This window comes from Agrobacterium sp. CGMCC 11546 (assembly GCF_013365515.1).
Classification (GTDB): Bacteria; Pseudomonadota; Alphaproteobacteria; order Rhizobiales; family Rhizobiaceae; genus Agrobacterium; species Agrobacterium fabrum.
Map to the genome: position 1 here is coordinate 97,300 of NZ_CP047388.1, position 25,427 is coordinate 122,726.

Here is a 25,427-nt window from a genome sequence, read left to right on the forward strand (position 1 = left end):
GTGCTCCTCGCCTCGAAAAGTGGTTATCGCCACCGGTTACTCGAAAATCCGGTACTGATTTGCCTTGTCGCGTAGAAAGGCCAGCCCCTTCTCCAGGGACTCCTCAGTGCTGGCCGCGACGGGCCGCCACGTCGAAATCGCGCCCGCCATCTCCACCGGCATCGCGGCAAAGCCCTCTAGGGCAAGGACGCCATTGAACCTTATGGCCGCGAGCGCCGAAAACACCTCGTCCCAGGCGACGTTGCCGAAACCCGGCGTGCCGCGGTCGCTTTCCGACATATGCATATATTTCAGATGGTTGCGGGCAGCGATGATGCCATTGGCGATACCCTTTTCTTCCATGTTCATATGGAAGGTATCGAGATGGATGAAGATGTTGTCGGCACCGATGCGCTCCACCAGCGCCACCGCCTGTTCGGCGGAGTTGAGCAGATGGTTTTCGTAACGGTTGACGGTCTCGATGCCGAATTGCAGACCGAGCGTTTTTGCGTGGGCGGCGGCCTCGGAGAGCGCCCTCGTCAGATTGTCATATTCACCCTGCGTCGGCGGAAAACCGGTGCGCTCATTGGTGCCGCCATAGGTGACACCCGTCAGCGCCTTCGCCCCCATGGCGGCAGCCTTGTCCAGCGCCGCCTTGAGATGTTCGACCGCGGCTTGCGGACGGACCGAAGCCCAGGCCGGTTCCGGCAGCACGAGCGAACAGACAGCACTGAGATCATGCTGTTCCAAAAGGCTGCGTGTGTGTTCCGCATCGACGGAAGCGATATCGACAAGCGGGATTTCGATGAAATCCTGACCGTAGCTAGCTGCACCGGCAATCGCGCGGGCGGCATTTTGATGGTTCCATTGCAGAGACCACATCATTGCGTGAACACCGAGGCCTTTCACGTCATACCTTCTTTCTGAGAGATGCGAAGTAACTGGAGAACAGCCCACGCGCCGCCATGACGACGATCATCAGCACGCCCCAGAGCGCGGTCGCCAGATGCTGGTTGGCGCCGAGAAGATTGAGGCCGGACGACAGGAGCTGCAGCACGATAAGCGCGACGAAGACGGGTAGCACCCGGCCGAAACCACCGAACGGATTGATGCCACCGAGAAAGGCCGCAAGCACCGTGATCAGCAAGTAGGATTCCCCATGGCCGACGCGGACGGAGTTGAAACGAGCCAGCATGATGATGCCGGCGACCGCACACATCAGACCCGAAAGCGTATAAACGAGCACCTGGATCCTGCGGGTGTTGAGACCGGAATAACGTGCGGCCTCAATGTTCGAGCCGATCATAAGAAGACCAAAGCCGAGCTTGGTGCGCGTTAGCAGCACATGCCAGATGCCGACGCAGACGATGAAAATCAGAAGCGGGATCGGCAGGCCGAGAAGCGTGCCATGACCGAGCGGCGCCATATAGGCTGGAAAACCGGAGACATCGCCGCCGCGCGTCAGAAACTCGCCCAGTCCGCGCAGGAAAATCATCATCGACAGCGTCACCAAAATGGGGTGCGCGCGGGTGTAGGCGATCGCCGCTCCCGTCATTGCTCCGGCGGCTCCGCCGGTGAAAAGGGCGGCAAGGCACGCGAGCAGGAATGCACTCGGCGGCGCATCCACCCCGCCATGGGCCTGCAGCACCCAGGCTGCGGCGAGCCCCGACAGATTGGCGGCGAATGTGACGGAAAGGTTGATCCCGCCCGTCAGAAGCGGCAGCAGCATTGCGAGCGTCAGCAGGCCAAGTTCCGGCAACTGGAAAGCGACCGAGCCGAATGTTGCAAGCGACAGGAAGTTGTCCGCAAAGGTTCCGAAGATGAGCATGACGGCGATGAGGGCAATCACCGGACCTGCCATGTCGGCCCCGAAGATCGCGTTGAATTTCCTGATGAGGCTGTTCATCGCTGGGCGCTCCCCTTTTTCGGGGATGTGCGAAGCGCACTCGGCAGAAGCTTGTCGAACCGGGTGGAGGACAGCGTGATGGCGATGAGAATAATGGCGCCGACGATCATCTTGAAGGCAAAGGGAGAAACACCCATCAGATTGAGGCCGTTCTGGGTGATCGACACCATCAGCACGCCAAGCACGCAGCCGATGACCGACCCCTTGCCGCCACCAAGCCGCGCGCCGCCGAGCACGGTGGCAGCAAGCACATCCAGCTCGCGGCCATAAAGCGCGTTCGGCACCACCTCCTGCGCATAATGCGCCTGCATGAGCCCAGCTATACCCGCCATCAGGCCAAGCCAGCCGAAGGAAATGTAATGCATGGCGCCGATATTGATACCGAAGCGGCGAGCGCCTTCCGGATTGTCACCGAAAGCATAAAGTTTACGGCCGACAGTGGTGCGCGAGATCATGAACCAGGTGGCGACACAGCAGAGGATCATGACGACGACCGGCAGCGTCAGCTCCACCCATGAACCATCGGGCATTTCGCGTTCATAAAACACCACACGCGTCGAGAGCCATTCCGGCAGGTCGTAGATCGACACGCCCTTGGTGAAGAACATCAACAGCCCGAAGAAGATGTTGAAGGTGGAGATGGTCGCGACGATGGAAATGATATTGAGCCGCCAGACGAGGAAGGCGTTGACGAAGCCGAGGCCGAGGCCAACGGCACCGGCGATGATGAAACCCTCCGCCCAGTTGCCGCCGCCGAGCGCATTGAGCGCCAGCACCGTCACATATTGCACGACGGAAGCCGCGACCGCGAAGGAGATGTCGATGCCGCCCGAGATCAGCACGACAAGCAGGCCGACCGCGAAGATGATGTTGACCGCCGAGACATTCAGCACATCGAAGGCGTTGGATATCGTGAGGAAGCGGTCGGTGGCGAAAGAAAGCCCCGTGCAGAGCAGCACCATGACGACAAGCAGGGTGAATTCGGTCGTATGTCCGAGGACGAGCCTACGCATAGATGGCGGCCTCCAGTTCGGTCAGCGACAGGCGTCGCGGATCATAGGTGGCGTGGAACCGGCCTTCGACCATGTGGATGACCCTGTCTGTATTGAAATAAACTTCCGGCGCTTCATCGGAGATGACGATGATCGACAGGCCCTCTGCGGCGAGCTTGCGGACGATTTCGAAGATGCCGGCGCGAGCGCCGACGTCGACACCCACGGTCGGCGCATCGAGGATGAGAATTTTCGGCCCGATCGCCAGCCATTTGGCAATCGCTACGCGCTGCTGGTTTCCGCCAGAGAGCGTGCGGATAGGATCTTCCGCCAGGCCGATCTTCACGCCGAGCGCTGAAATCCAGCGGGAAACGACATCCGCCTTTTTCGACGTGGAGATAAGGCCGCCGCTCAGCAACTTGTCGAGCGAGGCCATGACCAGATTGTCGGCAATGGACTGCGGCTGGTTGAGACCAAGCGACAGCCGGTCTTCGGAAAGATAGGCGACACCCGCCCGGATCGCATCCCGGTTGGAATGGAAATCCACCTTCTTTCCATCGATCAGGACTTCACCCGATTGCGGCCGGTGCATGCCGAACAGCGTCAAGGCCAGTTCGGTTCGACCAGCGCCGAGAAGGCCGGTGATCCCGAGCGTCTCCCCGCGCCGCAGATCGAAGGAAACATCCTCGAACTCGCCGGCCCGTGTCAGGCCACGCACGGAAAGAACGACGGACTTGTCATCGTGATCGGCGGCAATGACGGCGCTGTCGAAGTTGCGGCCGGTCATCAGCTCGGTCACGCGCGACTGGGTCATGCCTTCGACCGGGAAGACACCAACAAGCGATCCATCCCGCAAAACGGTGATGCGATCCGATATCTCAAGCACTTCCGCCAGCCGATGCGAAACGAACACGACAGCGACGCCGGATGCCGACAGGTTACGGACGATATCGATCAGATAATCCGTCTCCGACTGTGTCAGCGATGCGGTTGGTTCATCCATAAAAACGAGACGGGCTTCGCCAACCAGCGCACGGGCAATCGCCACGATCTGGCGTTGGGCAATCGGCAATTCCTTGAGCGGCCTGTCGAGATCGAACGAGACACCGAGCCGAGCCAGCGCCTTTTCGGCGGCGTTTTCGATTGCGCGCTTGTCGACCAGCCCAAATCTGCCGTTCACCGCATATTGAAAACCAATATTTTCGGCCACCGTCATCTCATCGAACAGCACCAGATCCTGCCAGATCACCTGAATGCCAAGCGATTGCGCAAGCGTCGGGGTCATAGCAGCGATGGGTTTGCCATCGAAATAGAGTTCCGCATCGCTTTGCGGCGTATAGACACCGGTGATGACCTTGATCAGCGTGCTTTTGCCGCAGCCGTTCTCGCCGGCAAGGCAATGCACTTCACCTGGATTGACCTCGAAGGAAACGCCCTTCAGGGCCCGCACGCCACCGAAGGTGACCTTGACGTTTTTGAGGGACAGGAGCGGTTCTGCGCTCATGATAGCGTATCTCTCCTTTCGCCGCGAAAGCATCGCAGACGTGGCGCTCGGCATAAATTTCGGATGGACGTCGCGCGGGCGATGTGTCCCGCGCGACGCCTTCGGCCTTGGGGAGGATCAGAGGCCCATGGAAACAAGCTTGTCGATGCTTTCCTTGTCGATCTTCAAGAGCTGATCGACGACGATGGTGTTACCCTTGGGATCGATGGTGCCGAGACCTTCGATAGTGTCGCCGGCCTTGGGTGTTTCGCCCTTGGCGATGCGGTCGGCGAGCGTGATGAAGACCTCACCCGCCTGCTTGGGGTTCCACATGAAGCCGCCCGTCAGCGCGCCTGACTTGATGAGCTTGGCGCCCTGTCCCGGCGAAAACGGGCCGATGACGAAGACCTTGCCATCCTTGCGGCGTTCTTCAACCGCGCGTCCCGCACCGATCGGCCCCTGCGAACCGAAGGCGAGGAAACCCTTGAGATCAGCATTGGCCGACATCAGGTCAAGCGCGGTCGAACGGCTCTTGTCGAGGTCTTCCGCCACACCGTAGCGGTCGCCGACCAGCTTCATGTCGGGATAGTTTGCCTTGATATAGGCGATGGCGGCATCGGCCCAGGCATTGTGAAGCGGAACGGTGAGCGAACCGACGAAAACGGCATAGGAACCCTTGCCGCCCATCTTTTCCGCCAGCAGCTTGCCATGCGCTTCACCGAAGCCCTTGGCAGACGCCAGCTCGAAATCCCAATCGGCGCCAAGCTGCTCCGGGGATTCATGAGTGATGACCTTGATGCCGGCGGCCTGGGCTTTTTTCAGCACCGGCTCAAGCACCTTCGCATCATTCGGAACGACACCGATGAAATCGACCTTCTGGGCGATCAGGTCTTCAATCGCGCGAACCTGCAGGGCCGGGTCGGCACTGGTGGGTCCGACCATGAAACCGTCGACACCGAGCTTCTTGCTCTGCTCCTTGATGCCGGCCTCCATAGCGTTGAACCACGGAATGCCGCCGATCTTGACGACGATGCCCACCTTCGGCCCTTCGGCAAAGGCTGCGGACGAGAGCAACGCCAGCGACAGACCAACCGCCGCAGCAATAATTTTCTTCATTGATGTTCCTCCTCAAAAATTCGGCAAACGAAATCCGCCCGCAGCCCGTTTTTCCCGGACGCGTTCAAAATCTCTCATCTCGCTTATTCGAGACTCTCCCTTGCCACTCCCACAGCAACCATCATGCACAATCGATATTGCCAAGTTGCACAATCGATGGTGCAATAACCATATCATGAAGCGCCCTTCCGTCAAGGGGATGCGTGCTCTAATAATCGGAATCAGTTGGGGAGATCACATTGACCGGCATAAGTTCAAAGAAAGCCACCATTTATGACTTGTCGATATTATCGGGCGCTTCCGCCTCGACGGTCAGTGCGGTGTTGAACGGATCATGGCGCAAGCGGCGGATTTCGGAAGAAACCGCCGACAAGATCCTCTCGCTTGCCAAGGCCCAGCGCTACACCACCAACCTGCAGGCGCGCGGCCTCAGAAGTTCGAAATCCGGGCTCGTCGGGCTTTTGGTGCCGGTTTACGATAACCGGTTCTTTTCATCGATGGCGCAAACCTTCGAGGGTCAGGCCCGCAAACGCGGCCTGTCGCCCATGGTCGTTTCCGGCCGGCGCGACCCCGAAGAAGAACGACGCACCGTCGAGACGCTGATTGCCTATTCGATCGATGCCCTGTTCATCGCCGGCGTGACCGACCCCGATGGCGTTCACCAGGTCTGCGCGCGCGCGGCCCTTCCGCATGTGAACATCGACCTGCCCGGCAAATTTGCGTCCTCGGTAATTTCCAACAACAGGCACGGCGCGGAAATTTTGACGGCAGCGATCCTTGCGCACGCGGCAAAAGGCGGCCCGCTCGGCCCTGACGATGTCATCCTGTTCGGCGGCCATGACGACCACGCCAGCCGCGAACGTATTGATGGTTTTCATGCAGCGAAAGCCGATTATTTCGGCGTTGAGGGCGGTGACGATATCGAAATCACCGGCTATTCGCCGCATATGACGGAAATGGCTTTCGAACGTTTCTTCGCCCGCAGGGGCCGCCTGCCCCGCTGTTTCTTCGTCAATTCTTCGATCAATTTCGAGGGGCTGCTGCGTTTCATGGGGCGTCATGACGGCGAGGCCTTCGGCGACATCGTCGTCGGCTGCTTCGACTATGATCCTTTCGCGTCTTTTCTTCCCTTCCCCGTCTACATGATCAAACCAGATATCGCGCAGATGCTCGAGAAAGGCTTCGAACTGCTGGAAGAAAACCGGACGGAGCCCGAAGTCACCATCATCGAACCGCAGCTCATCCCCCCACGAACCGCCCTTGAGGGGCCGCTGGACGACATATGGGACCCGGTTGCATTGCGGCGTATGGCGAAGTGAAACACCCTCGCGAAAGTGCCGAAATCTCCGCTTGACCTCAACCGCGCTTGACGTCGTACCGATTTGCAACAGGCATCATCATTGCAACGGAATAACGATGATTGAAAAGCTCATGAAGGTGTTGGAAAGCGGTAGGGACAGCCCCGTCTTGCGCTTTTCCCTCGCGAAGGCCCTGATGGACACGCGGCAATTCGAAGACGCCGCGCAACATCTGCAGGAGGCCATCCGGCAGAATCCCGACTATTCGGCGGTCTGGGCGGCACTCGGTGAATGCCGCGAGCGGCTGGGAGATCACGAGGGTGCCGCCGCGGCCTGGATAGAAGGCGTGGCAGTGGCCATCCGGCGGGGCGACATCCAGGCGAAAAGGCAGATGGAGGTCCGGTTTCGACGTTTGCAGACGCGCAGCCTGAGTGCCAGTTGATGGCAGCGGAAGTTCAGTCTGTCCCTTCTGCCAAAAAATAGACGGAATATTGGTCAGGTTTCATAAAACTGGTTATGATCGTCGGAAAAATCACGGGAGGCGGCTGTCCAAGGGCCGGTGGTTTATGGGTTTTTCGGATCATATCAAGGAAATCGAGACCGTCGGCCAGGGCAGGAATACCGGCCGGGATGCGGTGGTGCTGGAATCCTGGCGGCGTTGCCTCGACACCTATCAGCTTGATCCGACCAAGGCGCGCGAAGCGGTCATCGTCTCCGAGACACGTCTTCGCGAGCATCGCCAGCAGGCGGAAGACCTCGTGCACATCGCCCGCTCCGGCCTGGAACGGCTTTACCGGCAGGTGGCCGAGCAGAATTATGTCCTCCTCCTTTCCGATCGGCAGGGTGTGACGGTGGAGTTCCTGGGCGATCCCTCTTTCAATAACAATCTGCGCAAGGCTGGGCTTTATCTTGGCTCGGAATGGTCGGAACCCCGCGCCGGCACCTGCGCCGTCGGCGCCTGCATCGCAACCGGTGAATCGCTCACCATTCACCAGACCGACCATTTCGATGTGACGCACACGCCGCTTTCCTGCACCGCAGCGCCGATCTACGATACGCAGGGTGCACTGACGGCCGTGCTGGATATTTCACTGCTCAGTTCACCAATCCTGAAGACGAGCCAGAACATGGCCCGCCATCTGGTCTCTTCCACCGTGCGGAGGATCGAACTTGCCAATCTGATGGCTAGCAGCCGGCATGACCTCGTTTTGCGCTTTGCGGGTGCGCCCGAATTTCTGGATGTCGACCCGGAAGCGGCCTTGTCGGTCGACGGATCCGGCCGCATCACGGGCATGACGCAAGCCGCCGCCCGCCTTCTCGCCGCATCGCGGGGGTTCGACTGGCGCATGCCCGAGCGTCTTCTCGGACAGCGGGTGGAAGAATTTTTCGAAGCTGATTTCGACGAGCTTGCATCCCTCACCCGTTCCAGCCTTCCGCAGGACAGGCGCATCGTCGTCAGGGACGGGACCGTGCTTTATGCGCACGCGATCGAACCGCAACAGCGCAGGTCAAGCGTTCCGCTTGCCCGCCCGACACCGCAGCCGGTAACGGAGAGGATCGGCGGTGACAGCCCGGCAGTTCGAAATCTCAGGCGGAAGGTGGAGAAACTTGCGCCTGCAAGACTGCCGATCCTGCTGCAGGGCCAGACCGGCACTGGCAAGGAACATCTCGCCCGCATCATTCACGATGCCAGCGGCGTTTCCGGCCGCTTCGTCGCTGTCAATTGCGCCGCCATTCCCGAACAGCTGATCGAAAGTGAACTGTTCGGTTATCTGCCGGGCGCCTTCACCGGCGCTCTGGCGAAAGGGCGCAAGGGGCTGGTGGAGGAGGCGCAGGGCGGAACGCTTTTCCTCGACGAAATCGGTGACATGCCGTTTGCGGCGCAGAGCAGGCTTTTGCGCGTTCTGGCAGAAGGCGAGGTTCTGCCTGTCGGCGGTTCCACTCCGCAGAAGGTGGATTTCAGGGTGATTTCGGCATCTCACCGTCCCCTGAACGACATGGTGCGAACAGGTGCATTCCGCGAAGATCTCTATTACCGGCTGAACGCCGCGGTCCTGACGCTGCCGGCACTCAGCGAGCGCGACGATTTTCCGTGGCTTCTCGACAGGATACTCGAAAAACACGGCATGCCCGGCCGGCCGCTGACGCTTTCCAACGCTGCCCGACTGACGATCCTGCACCACCGCTGGCCGGGCAATATCCGCGAACTGGACAATGCGATCGCCTTTGCAGCAGCCCTTTGCGACGACGGGCTGATTACGGTGGAGGACCTTCCGGAGCAGCTCACCCCCGCCTCCTCAACCCCCATGATCGACAGCCGCGGCACCGACCTTCGCGCACTTCTCGCCGCCTGCAACGGCAATATTTCTGAAGCCGCCCGCCGGCTCGGCGTCGACCGCACGACCCTCCATCGCCGCATGCGGCGCCTCGGCATCGGAAAACCGCACTGACTGTGAGGCATATGCCACAGCTGTAGCGCCACAGCTGTGGCAAGTCGCAAAACAGGCGGCTCCGCAAAACCCAGCGATTTCAGGCCTTCGGTGGAGAAGGCCGTTCTGGCATGGGCATTGCACCTTCTCTGGCATCAAGTGCCATCGAGGAGAAAACATGCGCGCGCTCAGATTTCATGCAGCCAAGGATTTGCGGATCGAAGACATTGCCGAGCCGAAACGGCCTGGCCCGGGACAGGTCCTCGTCCGCAACCGTTTCGTCGGCATCTGCGGCACCGATCTGCATGAATATAGCTACGGCCCGATCTTCATTCCCACCGAACCGCATCCCTTTACCGGCGCCCATGGCCCACAGATTCTGGGCCACGAATTCGGCGGCGTGGTTGAGGCGATCGGCGAAGGCGTTACCTCCGTCAGCGTCGGCGACCGCGTCTCCATCCAGCCGCTCGTCATGCCGCGATCCGGCGATTATTTCGCTGATCGTGGCCTTTTTCACCTTAGCGCGCAGCTGGCACTGGTCGGCCTCAGCTGGGATGGCGGCGGCATGGCGGAAGCCGCACTTGTCAACGACTATAACGTTCAGAAAATTCCGGACGAGATGACCGACGAAGAGGCGGCGCTGGTGGAACCCTCGGCCGTTGCCGTTTATGCCTGTGATCGCGGTGGCGTTACCGCCGGTAACAGCGTTCTGGTCACGGGTGCCGGCCCGATCGGCATGTTGACGCTTCTGGCGGCCCGCGCCGCCGGCGCTACCCAGCTTTTCGTCTCCGATCTGAATGATGCCCGCCTCGAGCTTGCCCGCAATGTCATCCCTGATGTCATCGCCATCAACCCCAAGCGCGACAATGTCGGTGATGTCGTCCGCTCGGCAACCGAAGGCAAGGTCGGCTGCGACGTGGCGATCGAATGCGTCGGCAATGAACATGCGCTCAAGGCCTGCGTTGACGCCGTGCGCAAGCAGGGCGTCGTCGTGCAAACCGGGCTGCACCCGCATGAAAACCCGATCGACTGGTTCCAGGTGACGTTCCGTGATCTGGAGATCAAGGGCTCCTGGGCCTATCCGACCCATTATTGGCCGCGCGTCATCCGGCTCATTGCCTCCGGCCTGCTGCCGGCGACGAAGATCGTCACCAAACGCATCACGCTGGATACGGCAGTGACCGAGGGGTTCGATGCCCTACTCGACCCCGCCGGCACGCATCTGAAAATCCTGATCGATCTTTCGAAATAGGCTTTTCGCCTGCGCCTGCCGGGAAGAGGAGCCCGGCAGGCGCAGGTATTGGCTTTCGGAGCGGCGACACCGCCGCTCCGCCATCAGACCAAGCACCATGGAGGAGATGAATATGCTTGATGTCAGTCCCGCCACCAAAATCGACACCGTTCTTTTGAAGCTCGGCAATGCGCTTGAAGCCGGCGACATAGACGCCGCCGTCAACTTGTTTCAAGCGGATTGTTACTGGCGCGATCTCGTGACCTTCACCTGGAACCTGAAGACGCTGGAGGGCCGCGAACAGATCCACGACATGCTGGCGAGCCAGCTCGCCGCTATCAAACCCTCCGGCTTCGTGCAGGATGCGAAGGAGCAGGCCTCTGAAGGCGGTGGCGTCACCGAAGGCTGGTTCGAGTTCGAGACCGGGGTCGCCCGTGGTTACGGCCATATCCGCCTGAAGGACGGGCTGATCTGGACGTTGCTCACCACCATGAGCGAACTGAAAGGCCACGAGGAACCAAAGGGCATTCGCCGGCCCATGGGCGCGGAACACGGCCACGACCGCAGCCGCCGGACCTGGAAGGAAAAATGCGAGGCCGAAGCCGCTGAACTCGGCTATGCGGAGCAGCCCTATGTCGTCATCATCGGCGGCGGACAGGGCGGCATTGCGCTTGGGGCACGTCTTCGCCAGCTCGGCGTGCCGACGATCATCATCGAAAAGAATGAACGACCCGGGGACAGCTGGCGCAAGCGCTACAAGTCGCTCTGCCTGCATGACCCGGTCTGGTACGACCACCTGCCCTACATTCCCTTCCCGGAAAACTGGCCTGTCTTCACACCAAAGGACAAGGTGGGCGACTGGCTGGAAATGTACACGCGGGTCATGGAGCTGAATTACTGGGGCTCCACCACCTGCAAATCGGCGCAATATGACGAGGCGACGGGCGAATGGACCGTTATTGTCGATCGTGCCGGCCAGGAAGTCGTGCTGCGGCCGAAACAGCTGGTGCTGGCAACAGGCATGTCCGGCAAGGCCAATGTACCGAAATTTCCCGGGCAGGATGTCTTCAAGGGCGAGCAGCAGCATTCCTCGCAGCATCCGGGTCCGGACGCCTATGCCGGCAAAAAGGTCGTGGTGATCGGCTCCAACAACTCAGCGCATGATATCTGCGCGGCGCTCTGGGAAGCGGGTGCTGATGTCACCATGCTGCAGCGTTCCTCCACCCATATCGTCAAGTCGGACTCGCTGATGGAGATCGGCCTCGGTGATCTCTATTCCGAACGCGCAGTTGCAAACGGCATGACCACGCGCAAGGCCGACCTCATCTTCGCCTCCCTACCCTACAGGATCATGCATGAATTCCAGGTGCCGATTTACGACCGGATCCGCGAACGGGACGCCGAATTTTACGCGGCACTGGAAAAGGCCGGTTTCATGCTCGACTTCGGCGATGACGAGTCCGGTCTGTTCATGAAATATCTGCGCCGCGGCTCGGGTTATTATATCGATGTTGGTGCCTGTGATCTGGTGATCGACGGCTCGATCAAGCTGAAATCCGGCGTGGACGTCTCACATCTCACCGAAAATACGGTGGTGCTGAAGGACGGCACGGAACTGCCCGCCGATCTGGTGGTCTATGCCACCGGTTACGGCTCGATGAACGGCTGGGCAGCGGACCTCATCTCGCGAGACGTTGCGGACAAGGTAGGCAAATGCTGGGGCCTCGGTTCCAATACCACCAAAGATCCCGGTCCTTGGGAAGGTGAGCAGCGCAACATGTGGAAACCGACCCGGCAGGACGCGCTGTGGTTCCACGGCGGCAACCTGCATCAGTCGCGCCATTATTCGCAATATCTGTCGCTTCAGCTCAAAGCCAGACAGGCGGGGTTGAACACTCCCGTCTATGGGCTGCAGCAGCCACATCATCTCTCCTGATCCAGCCGGAAAGCGCCGGCCCGCCCTGTCTGGACGGGCCGGCAATCTTTACCGCTAGAGGCTATCGGACAGCCAGAAACGATGGAGATCTGCGACATTGCTGCTGGTCATGAACGGCATCGCAGCTTTCAGCCGCTCCGCCGGCCAGTCCCACCATTTCATCTCGAGCAGCAAGGCGATGCTATCGTCGTCAAACCGCTTGCGTATCGTTTTTGCGGGATTGCCGCCGACGATGGCGTAGGGTTCGACGTCCTTCGTTACCAGCGCCCGCGTTCCGATTACCGCGCCATCACCGACGGTGATGCCGGGCATGATGATCGCTTCCGAACCGATCCAGACATCGTTACCGATGACAGTGTCGCCCGCCGGCAGATAACCGTTGGCGGCATTCTCGAATTCCGGCACCTCCGGCATGAAGAAGAACGGGAAGGTACTGATCCATTCGTTGCGGTGGCCCTGATTGCCCGCCAAGATGAAGGCGGCGCCCGAACCGATCGAGCAGAAGCTTCCGATCACCAGCCTGTCCGCGCCCTCATCGGGCAGCAGATACCGGGCGCAATCCTCGAAACCGTGGCCGTGGTAATAGCCGGAATAATAGCTGTATTTTCCGACCACCAGGTTCGGGCTCTTCACCTGCTTGTCGAGCGTAATGCCCCGGAACGGGCTTTCGAAATAGTTTTCCATTAAGATAATCTCACTGCATCTGTTCGCATTCGCTTGCCTTCAGGCAAGCATACGCCAAGCGCAAAACCGACCGGTTTCGCGCCGGATGCTCCTCGCGCTCAGGCGGGAGCTAGATGCAGGTGATACTCGAGGCCTTAATCATGGCTCATGGTTAGCCCAAAATACGCCGAAGGCCAAGCGCTGCCGCAGAACGGTCGTCAGGCCTCACGACGCCATGGCCAGAATGACCGCGATCCCGATCAGCATCGGCCCCATCCATTTGAAATGACGCACCACCCGCGGCTGGTAAGCGGGGTTTTTAGAGAGAGCCAGATAACCGAAGCCCACCAGCGTCATCCACAGGCCCGCGCAGAACATGATGAATTCATCGATATAGGCCGCGATCATGGCTCCCCCTCAGACGTATTGCAGACAGTTGCGATAAACCTAGCGGGCGTGAATGCAAAAGGCAAAGAACAGGGTACGAGATCGGCGCTGGCGCAGGGTGAAAAGCAGAACACCGGAGATCAGAGCCTGATCCCCGGTGTCCATGTCTGAAACGATGCCCTCAGCACCCTGCCGGAAGCAAGGGCTGAAAGCGGGTGAGAATCAGAACTCCTCCCAGTTGTTCGCTGCGGTATTCAACGCCGCGTTGCCGGAAAACGCAGCCCTGATCCTTCCACCGAGGGCGCGGGCGGGCGAAGCAGCCGGCCTGTCGGCCGCCGATGCCGTGCGCATGGGTGCTGCGGTCTCCGCATAACCCGCTTCATGGAGCTTGAACTGCGCAATCAGCCGGTTGAGTGACGATGCCTCGCGGGCGAGACCATGGCTTGCCGCCGTGCTTTCTTCCACCATGGCGGCATTCTTCTGGGTGTCCTGATCCATCTGGTTCACAGCCGTATTGATCTGCTGCAGGCCGGAGGATTGCTCCTGAGCCGATTCCGAAATGGCGGCGACGTGCCGGTTGATTTCCTGCACTTCCGTCACGATCAGTTCCAGCGCCTTGCCCGTTTCGCCAACCAGTTGCACGCCCTGCTGAACCTGCCCATTCGACGTCGTGATCAGGTTCTTGATCTCCTTGGCCGCATTGGCGGAACGCTGCGCCAGTTCGCGAACCTCCTGCGCGACGACAGCAAAGCCTTTGCCCGCGTCGCCCGCACGGGCCGCTTCCACGCCGGCATTCAGCGCCAGAAGGTTGGTCTGGAAGGCAATCTCGTCGATGACGCCGATAATGTTGGAAATCTCATTGGCGGAGGTCGCGATCTGCTCCATGGCGGAGACGGCCTTCTGAACCACTTCTCCGGATTTCTCCGCACCGATCTTCGCGCGGCCAACGAGGTGGCCGGCTTCCTGCGCCCGCTTGGTGGAATCCTTCACCGTCGTGGTGATTTCTTCCAGAGCCGCTGCCGTTTCTTCAACCGCCGCAGCCTGCTGCTCCGTGCGTCTGGCCAGATCGTCCGCGGCGGATCTGATCTCGTTGGCGCCGGCATCGATGCCGCGTGCATTCTGAGCCACCTGGGTCAGCGTTGATTGCAGCTGTTCCGCAGCCCTGTTGAAGTCACCACGAATACCATCAAGATTTGGCACGAAAGACTGGGCAATGCGGTAGGTCACGTCACCTTCAGCAATCCTGGACAGCGCCGTGGCGAGGTTGTTGACTGCGAACTGAACGTCGGCGGCCTCCTGCGCCTTCTGTTTTTCGCGTTCGATCCGATCTTTCTCGGACATTGACCGGTTCGCTTCGGTTTCATTCTCGAGCCGCACGCGCGCGATGGCGTTTTCGCGGAAGGCCTGGACGGTGGCGGCCATCTGTCCGACTTCATCCCTGCGGTCCATGCCGTCGATCTCGCTTGCCGTATCACCGGCGGCGAGCGATTCCATTCGGGCGCGAAGCCGCGCAATGGGCGTGGTAATGCCGCGCGACGAGACCAGCAGACCAAGCGCAATCAGGGCGATAGACACCAGTGCGAGGGTGATGAGACCCGTCCAGATCGTCGTATTGGTGCTCGCCGTCAGCCGCTCCCTGCCGTCATTCATGACCTGGATGAGCTGCTCGTTGCCCGCACTGATTTTCGGCGAGACCTCGGTTATCTTCCTGAGCACGTTGAGCGCCATCTGCTGCGCTTCGGCCTGCTTGCCCGCCTGCATCAGGGTGATGACCTGGTTGCCGATCTCCTCGACCTCGACAACACCCTTGAGGATGTCGCGAGCGGCATCCGTGCGCGCCGGCACCAGCTCCATGATCTTGTTCTGGCGCTCTTCGAGTTGCTTGCGATCCGCCCTGAAGGTTTTGACCGCCGCTTCGAAATCGCTGCTCGCCGGGTCGTTGAGGCTGGCGCGCAGCATCTGCATACCGAGCGCATTGAGATTGCCGCTGGTTCTGGCGTTCAGCACCGCAGCAAGTGCCTCATGGCCGATGAAATCGCTATAGACGGCGTCGGTTTTTTTATATTGCAGGCTGACGTAGCTTATTCCGGAAAGCGACATCAGGCTCATCAACGAAATGACAAAAACGACCTTCGTTTTTATCTTGGTATTCTTCAGGAAAGACATGAATGGCCTCAAGGCAAGCGCTCTCCAGCCGTCGATTAGGGCGGCCGGGAACCATATGATGAAACATCGCGGGTAGCTGTTGCCCCTCCTCATAGGGCGACAAGCGGATGCCTTTTGAACCGCCGCTGGGGCAGCTCAAGGTGGCTCCGCTTGTTCTACCGGCTCCGGATGAAACCTTGGAACCTGCGTATTTTAGATTTCACGAAATCACTAAATGAAGTGTTACCCGGGCTATGCAAGTGCTGACAATTCGGCAGGCAAAACCGGTTTTAACCGCTAAACCAAATGATAAAAAATCTTCTCCATACAAATGAAAACGCAGCGGAAATCGATTTCCGCTGCGTTCATTCATCTGATGCCAGTAGGCGAGCCCGCATTCGCAGGCCGAGGCCTGCGAAATCCGGTGCTTAGTAATGCACCGACTGGGAATCGATCGGCGTTGTCTTCGGCGGGGCGAACTTCGTCAGGTCGATCCCTTCGACGGCTGAGCGATACTCCTCAATGCTCGGCGTGCGGCCGAGAATTGCCGAGAGCACCACAACCGGGGTGGAAGCCAGGAGTGATTCACCCTTCTTCTCGGCGCTGTCTTCCACGACACGGCCCTGGAAGAGACGGGTCGAGGTCGCGAGAACCGTATCGCCCTTTGCTGCCTTCTCCTGGTTGCCCATGCACAGGTTGCAGCCGGGACGCTCCAGATAGAGGATGTTTTCGTACTCGGTACGGTTCGAGGTCTTCGGGTTGACGTCATCGAATTCGAAGCCGGAGTATTTCTGCAGGATTTCCCAATCCCCTTCCGCCTTCAGCTCATCAATGATGTTGTAGGTCGGTGCGGCAACGACGAGCGGTGCCTTGAACTCGACCTTGCCTTCGGACTTCTCCATGTTGCGCAGCATCTGCGCAACGATCTTCACGTCGCCCTTATGCACCATGCACGAACCGACGAAACCGAGATCGACCTTCTTGGTCGCGCCGTAATAGGAAACGGGGCGGATCGTGTCGTGCGTGTAGCGCCTGGAGACGTCGTTGTTGTTGACATCAGGGTCGGCGATCATCGGTTCGTTGATGATGTCGAGATCGACGACGACTTCCGCGAAATATTTCGCGTTGGCGTCTGGCTTCAGCGCTGGCGTTTCACCTGAGCGGATTTCGGCAATACGCTGATCCGCCTTATCAATCAGGCCCTTGAGTGTCTGGGCGGCATTGTCCATGCCCTTGTCGATCATGATCTGGATGCGCGACTTGGCGATTTCGAGCGACTCGATCAGCGTCTCGTCCTCGGAAATGCAGATCGACGCCTTGGCCTTCATTTCGGCCGTCCAGTCGGTGAAGGTGAAGGCCTGGTCGGCGAGCAGCGTGCCGATGTGGACTTCGATGATGCGGCCCTGGAAGACGTTGTCGCCGTGCTGCTGAAGCATCTGCGCCTGGGTGGCATGCACCACGTCGCGGAAGTCCATGTAAGGCTGCATCGTGCCCTTGAAGGTGACCTTGACCGATTGCGGGATCGGCATGGTCGCCTCGCCCGTAGCGAGCGCCAGCGCGACGGTGCCGGAGTCAGCACCGAAGGCCACGCCCTTGGACATGCGGGTATGGCTGTCGCCGCCGATGATGATCGCCCGATCGTCCACGGTGATGTCGTTCAGCACCTTGTGGATCACGTCCGTCATCGAATGATAGACGCCCTTCGGGTCACGGCCGGTGATGACGCCGAAATTGTGCATGAAGGACATGAGCTTCGGCGTGTTGGCCTGCGCCTTCTTGTCCCACACGGAAGCGGTGTGGCAGCCCGACTGGTAGGCGCCGTCCACGAGCGGCGAAATGACGGTGGCCGCCATCGCTTCCAGTTCCTGCGCGGTCATCAGACCGGTCGTATCCTGCGAACCGACGATGTTGACCTTGACGCGAACGTCCGAGCCGGCATGCAGCACCTTGCCGGGGGTGACGCCGACGGCATTGCGGTTGAAGATCTTCTCGACGGCGGTTAGGCCCTGGCCTTCGATCGAAATTTCCTTGTTCGGTGCAAAGACTGGGGTCGCCTCGACGCCGAGCGTCTGAGCCGCGAATGTCTGGAGCTTCTTGCCGAAGACGATAGCGTAAGAGCTGCCGGCCTTCATGAATTCCATCTTCTGCGGCGTGAAGGAAGAAGCGAGGTCCACCAGTTCGGTGCCGTTCTCGTCGCGCAGCTTGCGGTTCTTGGCGTCGATCTTGAGGACCGTGCCGGTCTCGACCGAATATTTCTGCTCGAGGATCGGATTGCCGTCATTGTTGAGGATCGGCTTGCCGTCTTCACCGAGCTTCTTCACCCAGTTCTTGAGGTTGATGCCAATACCGCCCGTCACGTCGACGGTGGTCGCGAAGATCGGCGAAATGCCGTTGGTGCCGGCAACGATCGGCGCGTAATTCACGAAAGGTACATAGGGGCTGGCCTGCTTGCCGGTCCACAGCGCCACGTTGTTGACGCCCGACATGCGCGACGAGCCGACGCCCATCGTGCCCTTTTCGGCGATCAACATCACCCGCTTGTCGGGGTGCTGCTGCTGCAGCGCGACGATTTGCGCCTGCGCTTCCGGCGAGATCATACACTGGCCGTGCAGCTGACGGTCGGAGCGCGAATGCGCCTGGTTGCCGGGAGACAGAAGGTCGGTGGAAATATCGCCTTCGGCGGCGATGAAGGTGACGATCTTGATCTCATCGTCGACATCGGGAAGCTTGGTGAAGAATTCGGCCTTGGCGTAGCTTTCGAGAACGTCTCTGGCGATGGCGCTGCCTGCCTTGTAGGCATCACGCAGGCGGAACATGTCTGCGTCGTAGAGGAAGACCTGGGTCTTCAGAACGTCACCCGCTTTGGCGGCGATCGCGGCATCGTCGCCGAGCGCGACATCGAGCAACACCTTGATCGACGGACCGCCCTTCATGTGCGACAGCAGCTCCAGCGCGAAGGAAGGTGTGATTTCGGGCACCAGCACTTCACCAAGGATGATCTGCTTCAGGAAGGCAGCCTTGACGCCGGCAGCACTCGTGGTGCCCGGCAGGGTGTTGTAGATGAAGAACTTCAGCGCATCGGCGCGATATTCGCTGCTGGCATCCTTGATGAGCTCGATGATTTCGGCCGTCAGAGCGCCGTCATCGATGGGTTTGGGCGCGAGACCCAGTGTTTCTCTGCTTTTGATTTCAGCCAGGTAATCCAGGTAAAGGTTCATCGCAATCCCAACGTCATGGTGTCTATGGAGCCAAACACAACGCCACCGGACGGTGGCATCGATAGCCCCGGGTTTCTGTCGTTTTCGACTACGCCAACCCGGGCCGGCTGACAAGATGCCGCACTCCGGTAAAGAACTCGTAGATCGATAAAAAGCCGGTTACTGGGTCTTCTCGAGAAGGCCCGTGCAAGCGTTCATAGAGTTGCAACCGATAGTGCATTTCACCCGGAAGTTTTCCGGTTCTCGCCGTTAATAAATTATTAACCAAATCGGCGCGAGTATTAGCTTATTCTAATTACCCGCTATTGGCGTAATTGGATGGCGTGCATGGCCAATCGGCAGCACGACAGCTTGGGAGGCAGCATGAGGTTTTCGGCATCAAGCTACTTGTTATCGCTGGCGGCACTGGTCCTCACACCGGCTTCAGGCCTTGCGCAGGTCGCCACGACGAATTTCAACGTCCAGATCACCATTCAGGCGGCATGCCAGATCAACTCGGCCGGCAATCTCGATTTCGGGACCAACGGCGTGATCGGCGCCCCGATCGACGTCACCAGTCAGATCGTCGTGCAATGTACGGCCAGCACGCCCTTCAGCCTCGGCCTCAGCGCCGGCGCCGGCTCGGGCGCGACGGTTGCCAACCGGCTGATGACGTCGGCTGCGGGTGCGACCATTTCCTACTCGCTCTATACGACTGCGGCACATAGCACGGTATGGGGAAATACCGTGGGAACGGACCGGCAAACGGGCACGGGAACCGGGGCACCGCAAAACTTCACTGTCTTTGGGCGCGTACCTGCCCAGACGACACCCGCGGTCGGCGTCTATACCGATACGGTGACGGCCACGCTCAATTACTGATCGCCATAGGGAGGATCGCGCATGCGTCTTTTTACCTTAGCGGCTGCGTTTTTTGCCGGTTTGAGTGTCTCACCTTCACAGGCTGCATCCTTGCGGGTCGCCCCCGTTCTTCTCGATCTCAAGGCCCCGACAGCGGCCTCCAGCCTTCGTATCTGGAACGATGCAAAAACCCCGATCAACGTGCAGGTCCGGATTTTCCGCTGGACCCAGCAGAACGGCCAGGATGTCTACACGGCGGTAAACGACGTCGTCGCCAGCCCGCCAATGACGCAGCTGAAGGGTGGGGCGGAAAATCTAATCCGCATCGTCCGGCTCTCCAAAACACCCGTCAGGGCGGAGGAAAGTTACCGCATCATCGTCGACGAATTGCCGCCAGCGGGAAAACCGCAATCCGGCACCGTCAATCTGGTGGTCCGCCACTCCATACCCGTTTTCTTCTCGCCCGCTTCCACCGGTGACGCAGAGCCGGTCTGGAAGGTGACGCCGCAGGGCAAGGGTTACAAGGTCTCGGTGTCGAACGCAGGCGAAAGGCGCATCAGGATTGCCAACCTGATACTGTCAGGCGGCAACGGCCAGCCAATTGGCCGGCAGCAGGGCCTCGTGGGTTATGTGCTTGGCAAATCCGCGGCAACCTTCCTCGTTCCGGCAACGGGCGGCAAGGCCGGCGGCACGCTGAAGATTTCGGCAGACAGCGAAGGCGGCCCCGTCAATGCGACGGCGCGCGTCTCGGGCGGCTGACCTTGCCGTTTTGACGATTGCCGGTTTGACGGTCTTTTTTTCGGGCAATTTCTCCATGGCGCAGGATATTCCCCCTGCGGCAGCAGCGCCTTCTTTTGCCGCAGGAGAAGCGGGACAATTGCAGCTCGAAGTCTACATCAATGATGTTTCGACGGACCTGATCGCCACATTTCGCCAAAACGACGCCGGATCGCTCCTCATCGAACCGGATCAGCTGAAGAATATCGGAATTTCCCCGGTCGAGAGCGCGGTCAGTGCGGATGGCTGGATCGATGTCTCCCGGCTGCCCGAGGTGACGGCGCGTTACGATGAAAGCACCCAGTCCGTGCATTTCACCCTGCCCATGGCGGCGCGGGCGAACAAGGTGATCGACGCCTCTGGCAAAAGCACGAACGAAGAAGGCGACGAGACCGGGGAGAAGGCCACGAGCAACTTTGGAGGTCTGGTGAATTACACGATCTATGGCTCGTCAGGCGGTGGCACATGGTCTGACATCGCCGATTTCAACGGCGTTTCCGCCCTTCTGGAAAGCCGGGTCTTCGGCCCGCTCGGCGTATTGTCCTCGTCCCAGGTTCTGAGCACGTCGCGCCTGTCGGAATTCGACACCCAGCGCCTCGATACCACCTGGAGCTATTCGAATGAAGAAACACTGACCACCTATCGGGCCGGTGACCTTATTACCGGCGGGCTGAGCTGGACCCGCCCCACCCGGCTGGGCGGCCTGCAGATCCGCCGGAATTTCGATCTGCGGCCGGATATCGTCACCATGCCCATGCCCGAATTTGCCGGTTCCGCCGCGGTGCCCTCCACGGTTGATGTCTACGTCAACAATATCCGCCGCCTGTCGCAGGATGTGCCGGAAGGCCCCTTCTCCATCACCAATCTTCCGGTCATCAGTGGCGCAGGCAATGCGAGGCTGGTGGTGCGGGATGCGCTCGGCCGCGAAATCGTGTCGGAAACGCCGTTTTATACCTCGCCCGACCTGCTGGCAAAGGGTCTCGTCGATTTCTCGGCCGAACTCGGTTTTGCCCGGCGCGACTACGGAACCTCGTCTTTCGATTATGACGACAGGCTGCTCGGATCGGCGACGGTGCGTTACGGCGTATCGGACGGGTTCACGGTCGAAGGCCATGCGGAAGGCGGAGAGGATTTCTACAATATCGGCCTCGGCGGTGTTTTCACGCTCGGAGCCCATGGATTGGCAGCACTTTCCGGCGCATCTAGCCATTTCGGCGATGAAAGCGGCTATCAGATTTCCGCAAGCGTCGAGGCCGAACTGCTCGGGGTGAGACTTAACGCGCGATCGCAACGAGCGTTCGGTGACTATAACGACATGGCATCCGTCTCCGCCAATACGTCGAAAATACAGCCGATTTCAGGGCTGCTCAGCGTGCGGCCGCCGCGCGCCCTCGACCAGATTTCCGTTTCCACGCCGCTCGGATTTGATGAGACAAGCCTGAATTTCTCCTACACCCAGCTCGAAACCTTCGATGAGCGCCGATCCCGCCTTCTCGGTCTCTCCGCCACGCGGCCATTTGGCGAAAACGGTAATATCTTCATTACCGCCTATAAGGACCTTGAAGACAGCAACTCCTACGGCATTTTTGCCGGCCTCTCCTGGTCTTTCGGTGGCGGCGTCTCGGGCTCCGCCGGCATGTCCTCCAATGCCGATGGATATTCCCTGACGGCTGAGGTCGTGAAATCCGAAGAACAGGCGGAGGGAAGTTACGGCTGGCGGCTGCGCGGCGCGCTTGGCGGCAATGATGTCGCCTCCGCATCCGGCAGCTATCGCGGCAGTGCCGCACGCGTTTCGGCCGGTGTCGACCAGTTCAACCGCACGACACAGGCCTATGCCCAGATCGAAGGATCGATCGCGGTCGCCGGCGGCGATGTCTTTATCGGCAACCGGATCGATGACGCCTTCGCCGTCGTGGATGCGGGGGCACCCGGTGTCGATATTCTGCTCGAAAACCGCCCGATCGGCCAGACGAACCGCCGCGGCAAGATATTGCTGCCGAACCTGCGCTCCTACGACATCAATAACATCACGCTCGACCCCAGCAACCTGCCGGTCGATGCCCGCATCGACCACACGAAACAGACAGTGCGACCGACCGAGCGCGCCGGCGCGGTCGTCAATTTCAAGGTGGAAACCGAGGGCCAGGTGGCGCTGGTGACCTTGAAGACGGAAAGTGGCGACTTCATCGAAACCGGATCAACCGGCACGATCGACGGCAAGCGCGAGTTCATCGTCGGCTATGACGGACAGGCCTATCTCGACAATATCGGCGAGACCCATCGGCTCAGCATCACGCAACCCACCAGGGGAAAATGCGAGGCCAAGATCACCGTTTCCACCGCAGGCGCTGAACGCACCACTCTCGAAACCCTCTGCAGGAGCGTTCAATGAAAGTCCTGATCCGCGCGGCGCTCGCCATCGCCGCCTCTTTCGCCGCCTCCCCCGTTCTGGCGCAAAGCTGCACCTTCAGCATGTCGGACATGAATTTCGGCTTCGTCAACCTCGCGGGCGGCGCAGCCGTGGACACCACGGCGACATTGTCGGTGACCTGCAACAACCCGTTGTCGCTGGCGCTTTCCATTCGCATCTGCCCCAACATCAATGCCGGCAGCGGCGGACAGTCGGGCGGCATCCGCCGGATGCTCCAGGGGAGCAACATCCTCAATTACCAGCTCTATCAGAACTCTGCCCGAACAACCTCCTGGGGATCGGTCACCCAGCCGGCGCTCGGCTCGCCGCCACCGATCGATATGGCGTTGCCGCTGCTGATCAACACCACGAGCCGCACGGTTTACGGCAGGATCAATGCGAGCCAGGCCTCTGCGGCACGCGGCCTTTATCTTTCCAGCTTTGCCGGCGGCGAGACCAACTTCACCTATACAAGCTACACGCTCCTGGCGCCCAGCTGTTCCTCCGTCACCCAGAACCCAACGCAGGTACCTTTCACCGTTTCGGCCGCGGTGGCGCCCACCTGCATCATCTCGGCCCAGAACATCAACTTCGGCAGTCACGGCGTACTCAATACGGCGGTCGATGCGAATGGCGCCATCAATCTCACCTGCACCAACGGCCTGAATTACAGCGTGGCGCTGAATGGCGGCCTGAGCAACAGCCCGCCCGCCGCGCGCCAGATGGTGCAGGGTGCTGCGTCGATCATCTACGGCCTCTATCGCGATGTAAGCCGCACCAATGTGTGGGGAAGCGCCGCCGGGCAAATCGCCACCGGCACCGGAAACGGCAGCCTGCAGACTTTGACCGTCTTTGGGCGCGTGCCGGCGCAGAATACACCGGCACCCGGAAATTACGCCGATACCGTCGTCGTGACGGTAAATTACTGACGTGCACCGGGTAAGGCGCCAAGTTCCAGCCGCCGATCGATACCGATGCCGGAGAGAAACGCCTCATCATGGCTGACGACCAGCAAGGCGCCGTCATAGGCCCTGAGACCCGCCTCCACGGCCGTAATGGAATCGATATCCAGATGGTTCGTCGGCTCATCAAGGATCAGCAATTGCGGCGGCTGCGGGCCACCGAGAACGCAGGCAAGGCCGGCACGCAACATCTGCCCACCCGAAAGTGTTCCGACGATCCGCAAGGCGGCATCCGCACGGAACATAAAGCGCGCGAGCGCTGCCCGGCAGGCATTTTCCCCTGATTGCGGGTTGAGCCTGAGGAAGTTATTGCGGATCGACAACGTCGCATCCAGCAGGCTGACCTGCTGATCGAGGAACGCGGCGCTGACACCGAGGTAAACGCTGCCTGCAAAGGGTGGCAAATCCCCTGTTATCACCGATAGCAGCGTCGTTTTTCCCGATCCATTCGGGCCGGTGACGGCGACCCGTTGCGGACCGGTTATCTCGAAGGACAGATCCTTAAGCACGGGATTTTCGGGAAAATATCCTGCGGTCAGACCTTGCAGGCTCAGGACGGTTTTAGTCGCACGCAAGCCGCTGGGCGGCAACGTGACGGTGACGTCCTGCAGGATTTCGATCCTTTCGCGTGCCGTCCGCAAATCATCCGCCGCTTCGGTTTTCAGGCGGCTGGCGAGATTGGCATTGTCCCCGCTCGTCTTTTCGGCGCGCCTCTTCATACCGCCGGCAGCGATGCGCGGCATGTCTCCCTTCGCCGCTTTTGCGGCCCCCTTCGCATCACGGCGCGCCTTGCGTTCCAATGCCTCCTGCGACTTCTTCCTGACCTCGGAGAGGCGCTTTTCGGCGCTGGCAATGTCCTGTTCTGCAGCGGCCAGTTCCAGCACCTTTTGCGCGCGATAATGGCTCCAATTGCCGCCATAGCGCATGGCACCGAGCGTGTTCATCTCGACGATGGCATCGAGCGTCTCGAGAAGCTCGCGATCATGGCTGACCACGATCGTTGCGCCGCGCCAGACCGCCAGGAAATCGACAAGGAACATGCGGCTGTCGCGGTCGAGATTGTTGGTCGGTTCGTCGAGAATGAGGAAATCCGGCACGGCGTGGATCTGCGCGGCAAGCGCTGCCCGAGTGCGTTGCCCGCCCGAGAGCGCAGAAAGCGGTGTGAGGGGGGATGCATCGAGCCCAACCACGGCCAGCGCCTCGGCAATCCTCTCCTCCAGCATCCAGTCGACATCGCCGAGTTCCTCGAGCGTTGCCATTCCCGCCTGCGCGCGCGAAAGGACGTGCAACGCATGGCGCGCCTCGAACAGGTCGGCGATGGTCTCATCGTCCCCGACCTGCACGCTTTGCCGCAGAACGCCGATCCTGCCGGAAAGGGAGACCGTGCCTGTTGATGGCAGCAGCTCACCGGTGATCAGCTTCAGAAGCGTCGTCTTGCCGACGCCGTTGCGTCCCACAAGGCCAACGCGTTCGAGGCCGAAGCGAAGATTGATATCGGAAAAAAGCAGATGACCGTCAGGTGTTGCCCACGAGAGGTCTGAAAGGGTGATGGCATGCGGCATGGATATGGGTTCTCCTGATGACAAGGCGTTGCGGCTTTGTGATCGGGTTGAAATCCATGATGCACCATCCTGTTGGTATTGCGGAGAAAACGC

19 protein-coding genes are annotated in these 25,427 nt (G+C 60.1%); 9 read left to right on the forward strand and 10 right to left on the reverse strand.

Annotated elements, in window-relative coordinates; all coding sequences use genetic code 11:
- Nucleotides 1–36: 36 nt before the first annotated feature.
- The 5 genes from GSF67_RS15355 to GSF67_RS15375 form a co-directional block, all read right to left on the reverse strand.
- Complete coding sequence (locus tag GSF67_RS15355) at nucleotides 37–888, reverse strand: sugar phosphate isomerase/epimerase (protein ID WP_006311381.1); 852 nt, start codon at nucleotides 886–888, stop codon at nucleotides 37–39.
- Between the two features lies 1 nt (nucleotide 889).
- Nucleotides 890–1,885, reverse strand: coding sequence for an ABC transporter permease (locus GSF67_RS15360; RefSeq protein ID WP_006311380.1), 996 nt, complete (start codon nucleotides 1,883–1,885; stop codon nucleotides 890–892).
- Entirely contained in the window at nucleotides 1,882–2,898 is a 1,017-nt protein-coding gene (locus tag GSF67_RS15365; RefSeq protein WP_006311379.1) for an ABC transporter permease, read from the reverse strand. The genes GSF67_RS15360 and GSF67_RS15365 overlap by 4 nt, the downstream gene beginning before the upstream one ends.
- Nucleotides 2,891–4,381, reverse strand: coding sequence for a sugar ABC transporter ATP-binding protein (locus GSF67_RS15370; protein WP_006311378.1), 1,491 nt, complete (start codon nucleotides 4,379–4,381; stop codon nucleotides 2,891–2,893). The genes GSF67_RS15365 and GSF67_RS15370 overlap by 8 nt, the downstream gene beginning before the upstream one ends.
- Before the next feature lie 117 nt (nucleotides 4,382–4,498).
- Nucleotides 4,499–5,476 (reverse strand): substrate-binding domain-containing protein, encoded by a 978-nt coding sequence (locus GSF67_RS15375; RefSeq protein ID WP_006311377.1) that lies wholly within the window; start codon nucleotides 5,474–5,476, stop codon nucleotides 4,499–4,501.
- Between the two features lie 239 nt (nucleotides 5,477–5,715).
- On the opposite strand from GSF67_RS15375, the gene GSF67_RS15380 reads away from it, so the two are divergent.
- From GSF67_RS15380 to GSF67_RS15400, 5 genes are all read left to right on the forward strand, one after another.
- Nucleotides 5,716–6,795: a LacI family DNA-binding transcriptional regulator gene (locus tag GSF67_RS15380; protein ID WP_006311376.1), complete on the forward strand. Its 1,080-nt coding sequence runs from the start codon at nucleotides 5,716–5,718 to the stop codon at nucleotides 6,793–6,795.
- A 97-nt stretch (nucleotides 6,796–6,892) separates the two neighbouring features.
- Complete coding sequence (locus GSF67_RS15385; RefSeq protein WP_006311375.1) at nucleotides 6,893–7,216, forward strand: tetratricopeptide repeat protein; 324 nt, start codon at nucleotides 6,893–6,895, stop codon at nucleotides 7,214–7,216.
- Nucleotides 7,217–7,340: 124 nt separating this feature from the next.
- On the forward strand, nucleotides 7,341–9,224 hold the full coding sequence (locus GSF67_RS15390) for a sigma-54-dependent Fis family transcriptional regulator (protein WP_006311374.1): 1,884 nt from the start codon (nucleotides 7,341–7,343) through the stop codon (nucleotides 9,222–9,224).
- Between the two features lie 157 nt (nucleotides 9,225–9,381).
- Nucleotides 9,382–10,455 (forward strand): 2,3-butanediol dehydrogenase, encoded by a 1,074-nt coding sequence (locus GSF67_RS15395; protein ID WP_006311373.1) that lies wholly within the window; start codon nucleotides 9,382–9,384, stop codon nucleotides 10,453–10,455.
- 112 nt (nucleotides 10,456–10,567) lie between these two features.
- On the forward strand, nucleotides 10,568–12,370 hold the full coding sequence (locus GSF67_RS15400) for an NAD(P)/FAD-dependent oxidoreductase (protein WP_035214810.1): 1,803 nt from the start codon (nucleotides 10,568–10,570) through the stop codon (nucleotides 12,368–12,370).
- Between the two features lie 54 nt (nucleotides 12,371–12,424).
- On the opposite strand, the gene catB is transcribed toward GSF67_RS15400, so the two are convergent.
- The 4 genes from catB to GSF67_RS15420 form a co-directional block, all read right to left on the reverse strand.
- Nucleotides 12,425–13,054, reverse strand: coding sequence for a type B chloramphenicol O-acetyltransferase (gene catB / locus GSF67_RS15405; protein WP_006311371.1), 630 nt, complete (start codon nucleotides 13,052–13,054; stop codon nucleotides 12,425–12,427).
- A 204-nt stretch (nucleotides 13,055–13,258) separates the two neighbouring features.
- A complete protein-coding gene (locus tag GSF67_RS15410; RefSeq protein ID WP_006311370.1) occupies nucleotides 13,259–13,441 on the reverse strand; it encodes a hypothetical protein in 183 nt (60 codons plus the stop codon).
- 201 nt (nucleotides 13,442–13,642) lie between these two features.
- Entirely contained in the window at nucleotides 13,643–15,586 is a 1,944-nt protein-coding gene (locus tag GSF67_RS15415) for a methyl-accepting chemotaxis protein (RefSeq protein ID WP_006311368.1), read from the reverse strand.
- Nucleotides 15,587–15,993: 407 nt separating this feature from the next.
- Entirely contained in the window at nucleotides 15,994–18,783 is a 2,790-nt protein-coding gene (locus GSF67_RS15420) for a bifunctional aconitate hydratase 2/2-methylisocitrate dehydratase (RefSeq protein WP_006311367.1), read from the reverse strand.
- A gap of 363 nt (nucleotides 18,784–19,146) precedes the next feature.
- Between GSF67_RS15420 and GSF67_RS15425 the strand changes: the two genes are divergently transcribed.
- Genes GSF67_RS15425 through GSF67_RS15440 form a run of 4 tightly spaced genes read left to right on the forward strand, consistent with a single transcriptional unit; the run spans nucleotide 19,147 to nucleotide 23,739 of the window.
- A complete protein-coding gene (locus GSF67_RS15425) occupies nucleotides 19,147–19,644 on the forward strand; it encodes a spore coat U domain-containing protein (protein ID WP_035214789.1) in 498 nt (165 codons plus the stop codon).
- Between the two features lie 21 nt (nucleotides 19,645–19,665).
- Entirely contained in the window at nucleotides 19,666–20,382 is a 717-nt protein-coding gene (locus GSF67_RS15430; RefSeq protein ID WP_006311365.1) for a molecular chaperone, read from the forward strand.
- A complete protein-coding gene (locus tag GSF67_RS15435; RefSeq protein WP_006311364.1) occupies nucleotides 20,354–22,792 on the forward strand; it encodes a fimbria/pilus outer membrane usher protein in 2,439 nt (812 codons plus the stop codon). Before GSF67_RS15430 ends, GSF67_RS15435 begins: the two co-directional genes overlap by 29 nt.
- Nucleotides 22,789–23,739: a spore coat U domain-containing protein gene (locus tag GSF67_RS15440; protein ID WP_006311363.1), complete on the forward strand. Its 951-nt coding sequence runs from the start codon at nucleotides 22,789–22,791 to the stop codon at nucleotides 23,737–23,739. The genes GSF67_RS15435 and GSF67_RS15440 overlap by 4 nt, the downstream gene beginning before the upstream one ends.
- On the opposite strand, the gene GSF67_RS15445 is transcribed toward GSF67_RS15440, so the two are convergent.
- Nucleotides 23,733–25,334 carry an ABC-F family ATP-binding cassette domain-containing protein gene (locus GSF67_RS15445; protein ID WP_006311362.1) on the reverse strand — a complete coding sequence of 534 codons (1,602 nt, stop codon included), beginning with the start codon at nucleotides 25,332–25,334 and terminating at the stop codon, nucleotides 23,733–23,735. The genes GSF67_RS15440 and GSF67_RS15445 overlap by 7 nt on opposite strands.
- Between the last annotated feature and the right edge of the window lie 93 nt (nucleotides 25,335–25,427).

Coding starts and splice junctions, on each gene's coding strand:
- GSF67_RS15390 (WP_006311374.1), top strand. CDS start 7,341: ATGGGTTTTTCGGATCATATCAAGGAAATCGAGACCGTCGGCCAGGGC.
- GSF67_RS15415 (WP_006311368.1), bottom strand. CDS start 15,586: ATGTCTTTCCTGAAGAATACCAAGATAAAAACGAAGGTCGTTTTTGTC.
- GSF67_RS15445 (WP_006311362.1), bottom strand. CDS start 25,334: ATGCCGCATGCCATCACCCTTTCAGACCTCTCGTGGGCAACACCTGAC.
- GSF67_RS15370 (WP_006311378.1), bottom strand. CDS start 4,381: ATGAGCGCAGAACCGCTCCTGTCCCTCAAAAACGTCAAGGTCACCTTC.
- GSF67_RS15425 (WP_035214789.1), top strand. CDS start 19,147: ATGAGGTTTTCGGCATCAAGCTACTTGTTATCGCTGGCGGCACTGGTC.
- GSF67_RS15440 (WP_006311363.1), top strand. CDS start 22,789: ATGAAAGTCCTGATCCGCGCGGCGCTCGCCATCGCCGCCTCTTTCGCC.
- GSF67_RS15420 (WP_006311367.1), bottom strand. CDS start 18,783: ATGAACCTTTACCTGGATTACCTGGCTGAAATCAAAAGCAGAGAAACA.
- GSF67_RS15375 (WP_006311377.1), bottom strand. CDS start 5,476: ATGAAGAAAATTATTGCTGCGGCGGTTGGTCTGTCGCTGGCGTTGCTC.
- GSF67_RS15395 (WP_006311373.1), top strand. CDS start 9,382: ATGCGCGCGCTCAGATTTCATGCAGCCAAGGATTTGCGGATCGAAGAC.
- GSF67_RS15360 (WP_006311380.1), bottom strand. CDS start 1,885: ATGAACAGCCTCATCAGGAAATTCAACGCGATCTTCGGGGCCGACATG.
- GSF67_RS15400 (WP_035214810.1), top strand. CDS start 10,568: ATGCTTGATGTCAGTCCCGCCACCAAAATCGACACCGTTCTTTTGAAG.
- GSF67_RS15435 (WP_006311364.1), top strand. CDS start 20,354: ATGCGACGGCGCGCGTCTCGGGCGGCTGACCTTGCCGTTTTGACGATT.
- catB (WP_006311371.1), bottom strand. CDS start 13,054: ATGGAAAACTATTTCGAAAGCCCGTTCCGGGGCATTACGCTCGACAAG.
- GSF67_RS15385 (WP_006311375.1), top strand. CDS start 6,893: ATGATTGAAAAGCTCATGAAGGTGTTGGAAAGCGGTAGGGACAGCCCC.
- GSF67_RS15430 (WP_006311365.1), top strand. CDS start 19,666: ATGCGTCTTTTTACCTTAGCGGCTGCGTTTTTTGCCGGTTTGAGTGTC.
- GSF67_RS15410 (WP_006311370.1), bottom strand. CDS start 13,441: ATGATCGCGGCCTATATCGATGAATTCATCATGTTCTGCGCGGGCCTG.
- GSF67_RS15365 (WP_006311379.1), bottom strand. CDS start 2,898: ATGCGTAGGCTCGTCCTCGGACATACGACCGAATTCACCCTGCTTGTC.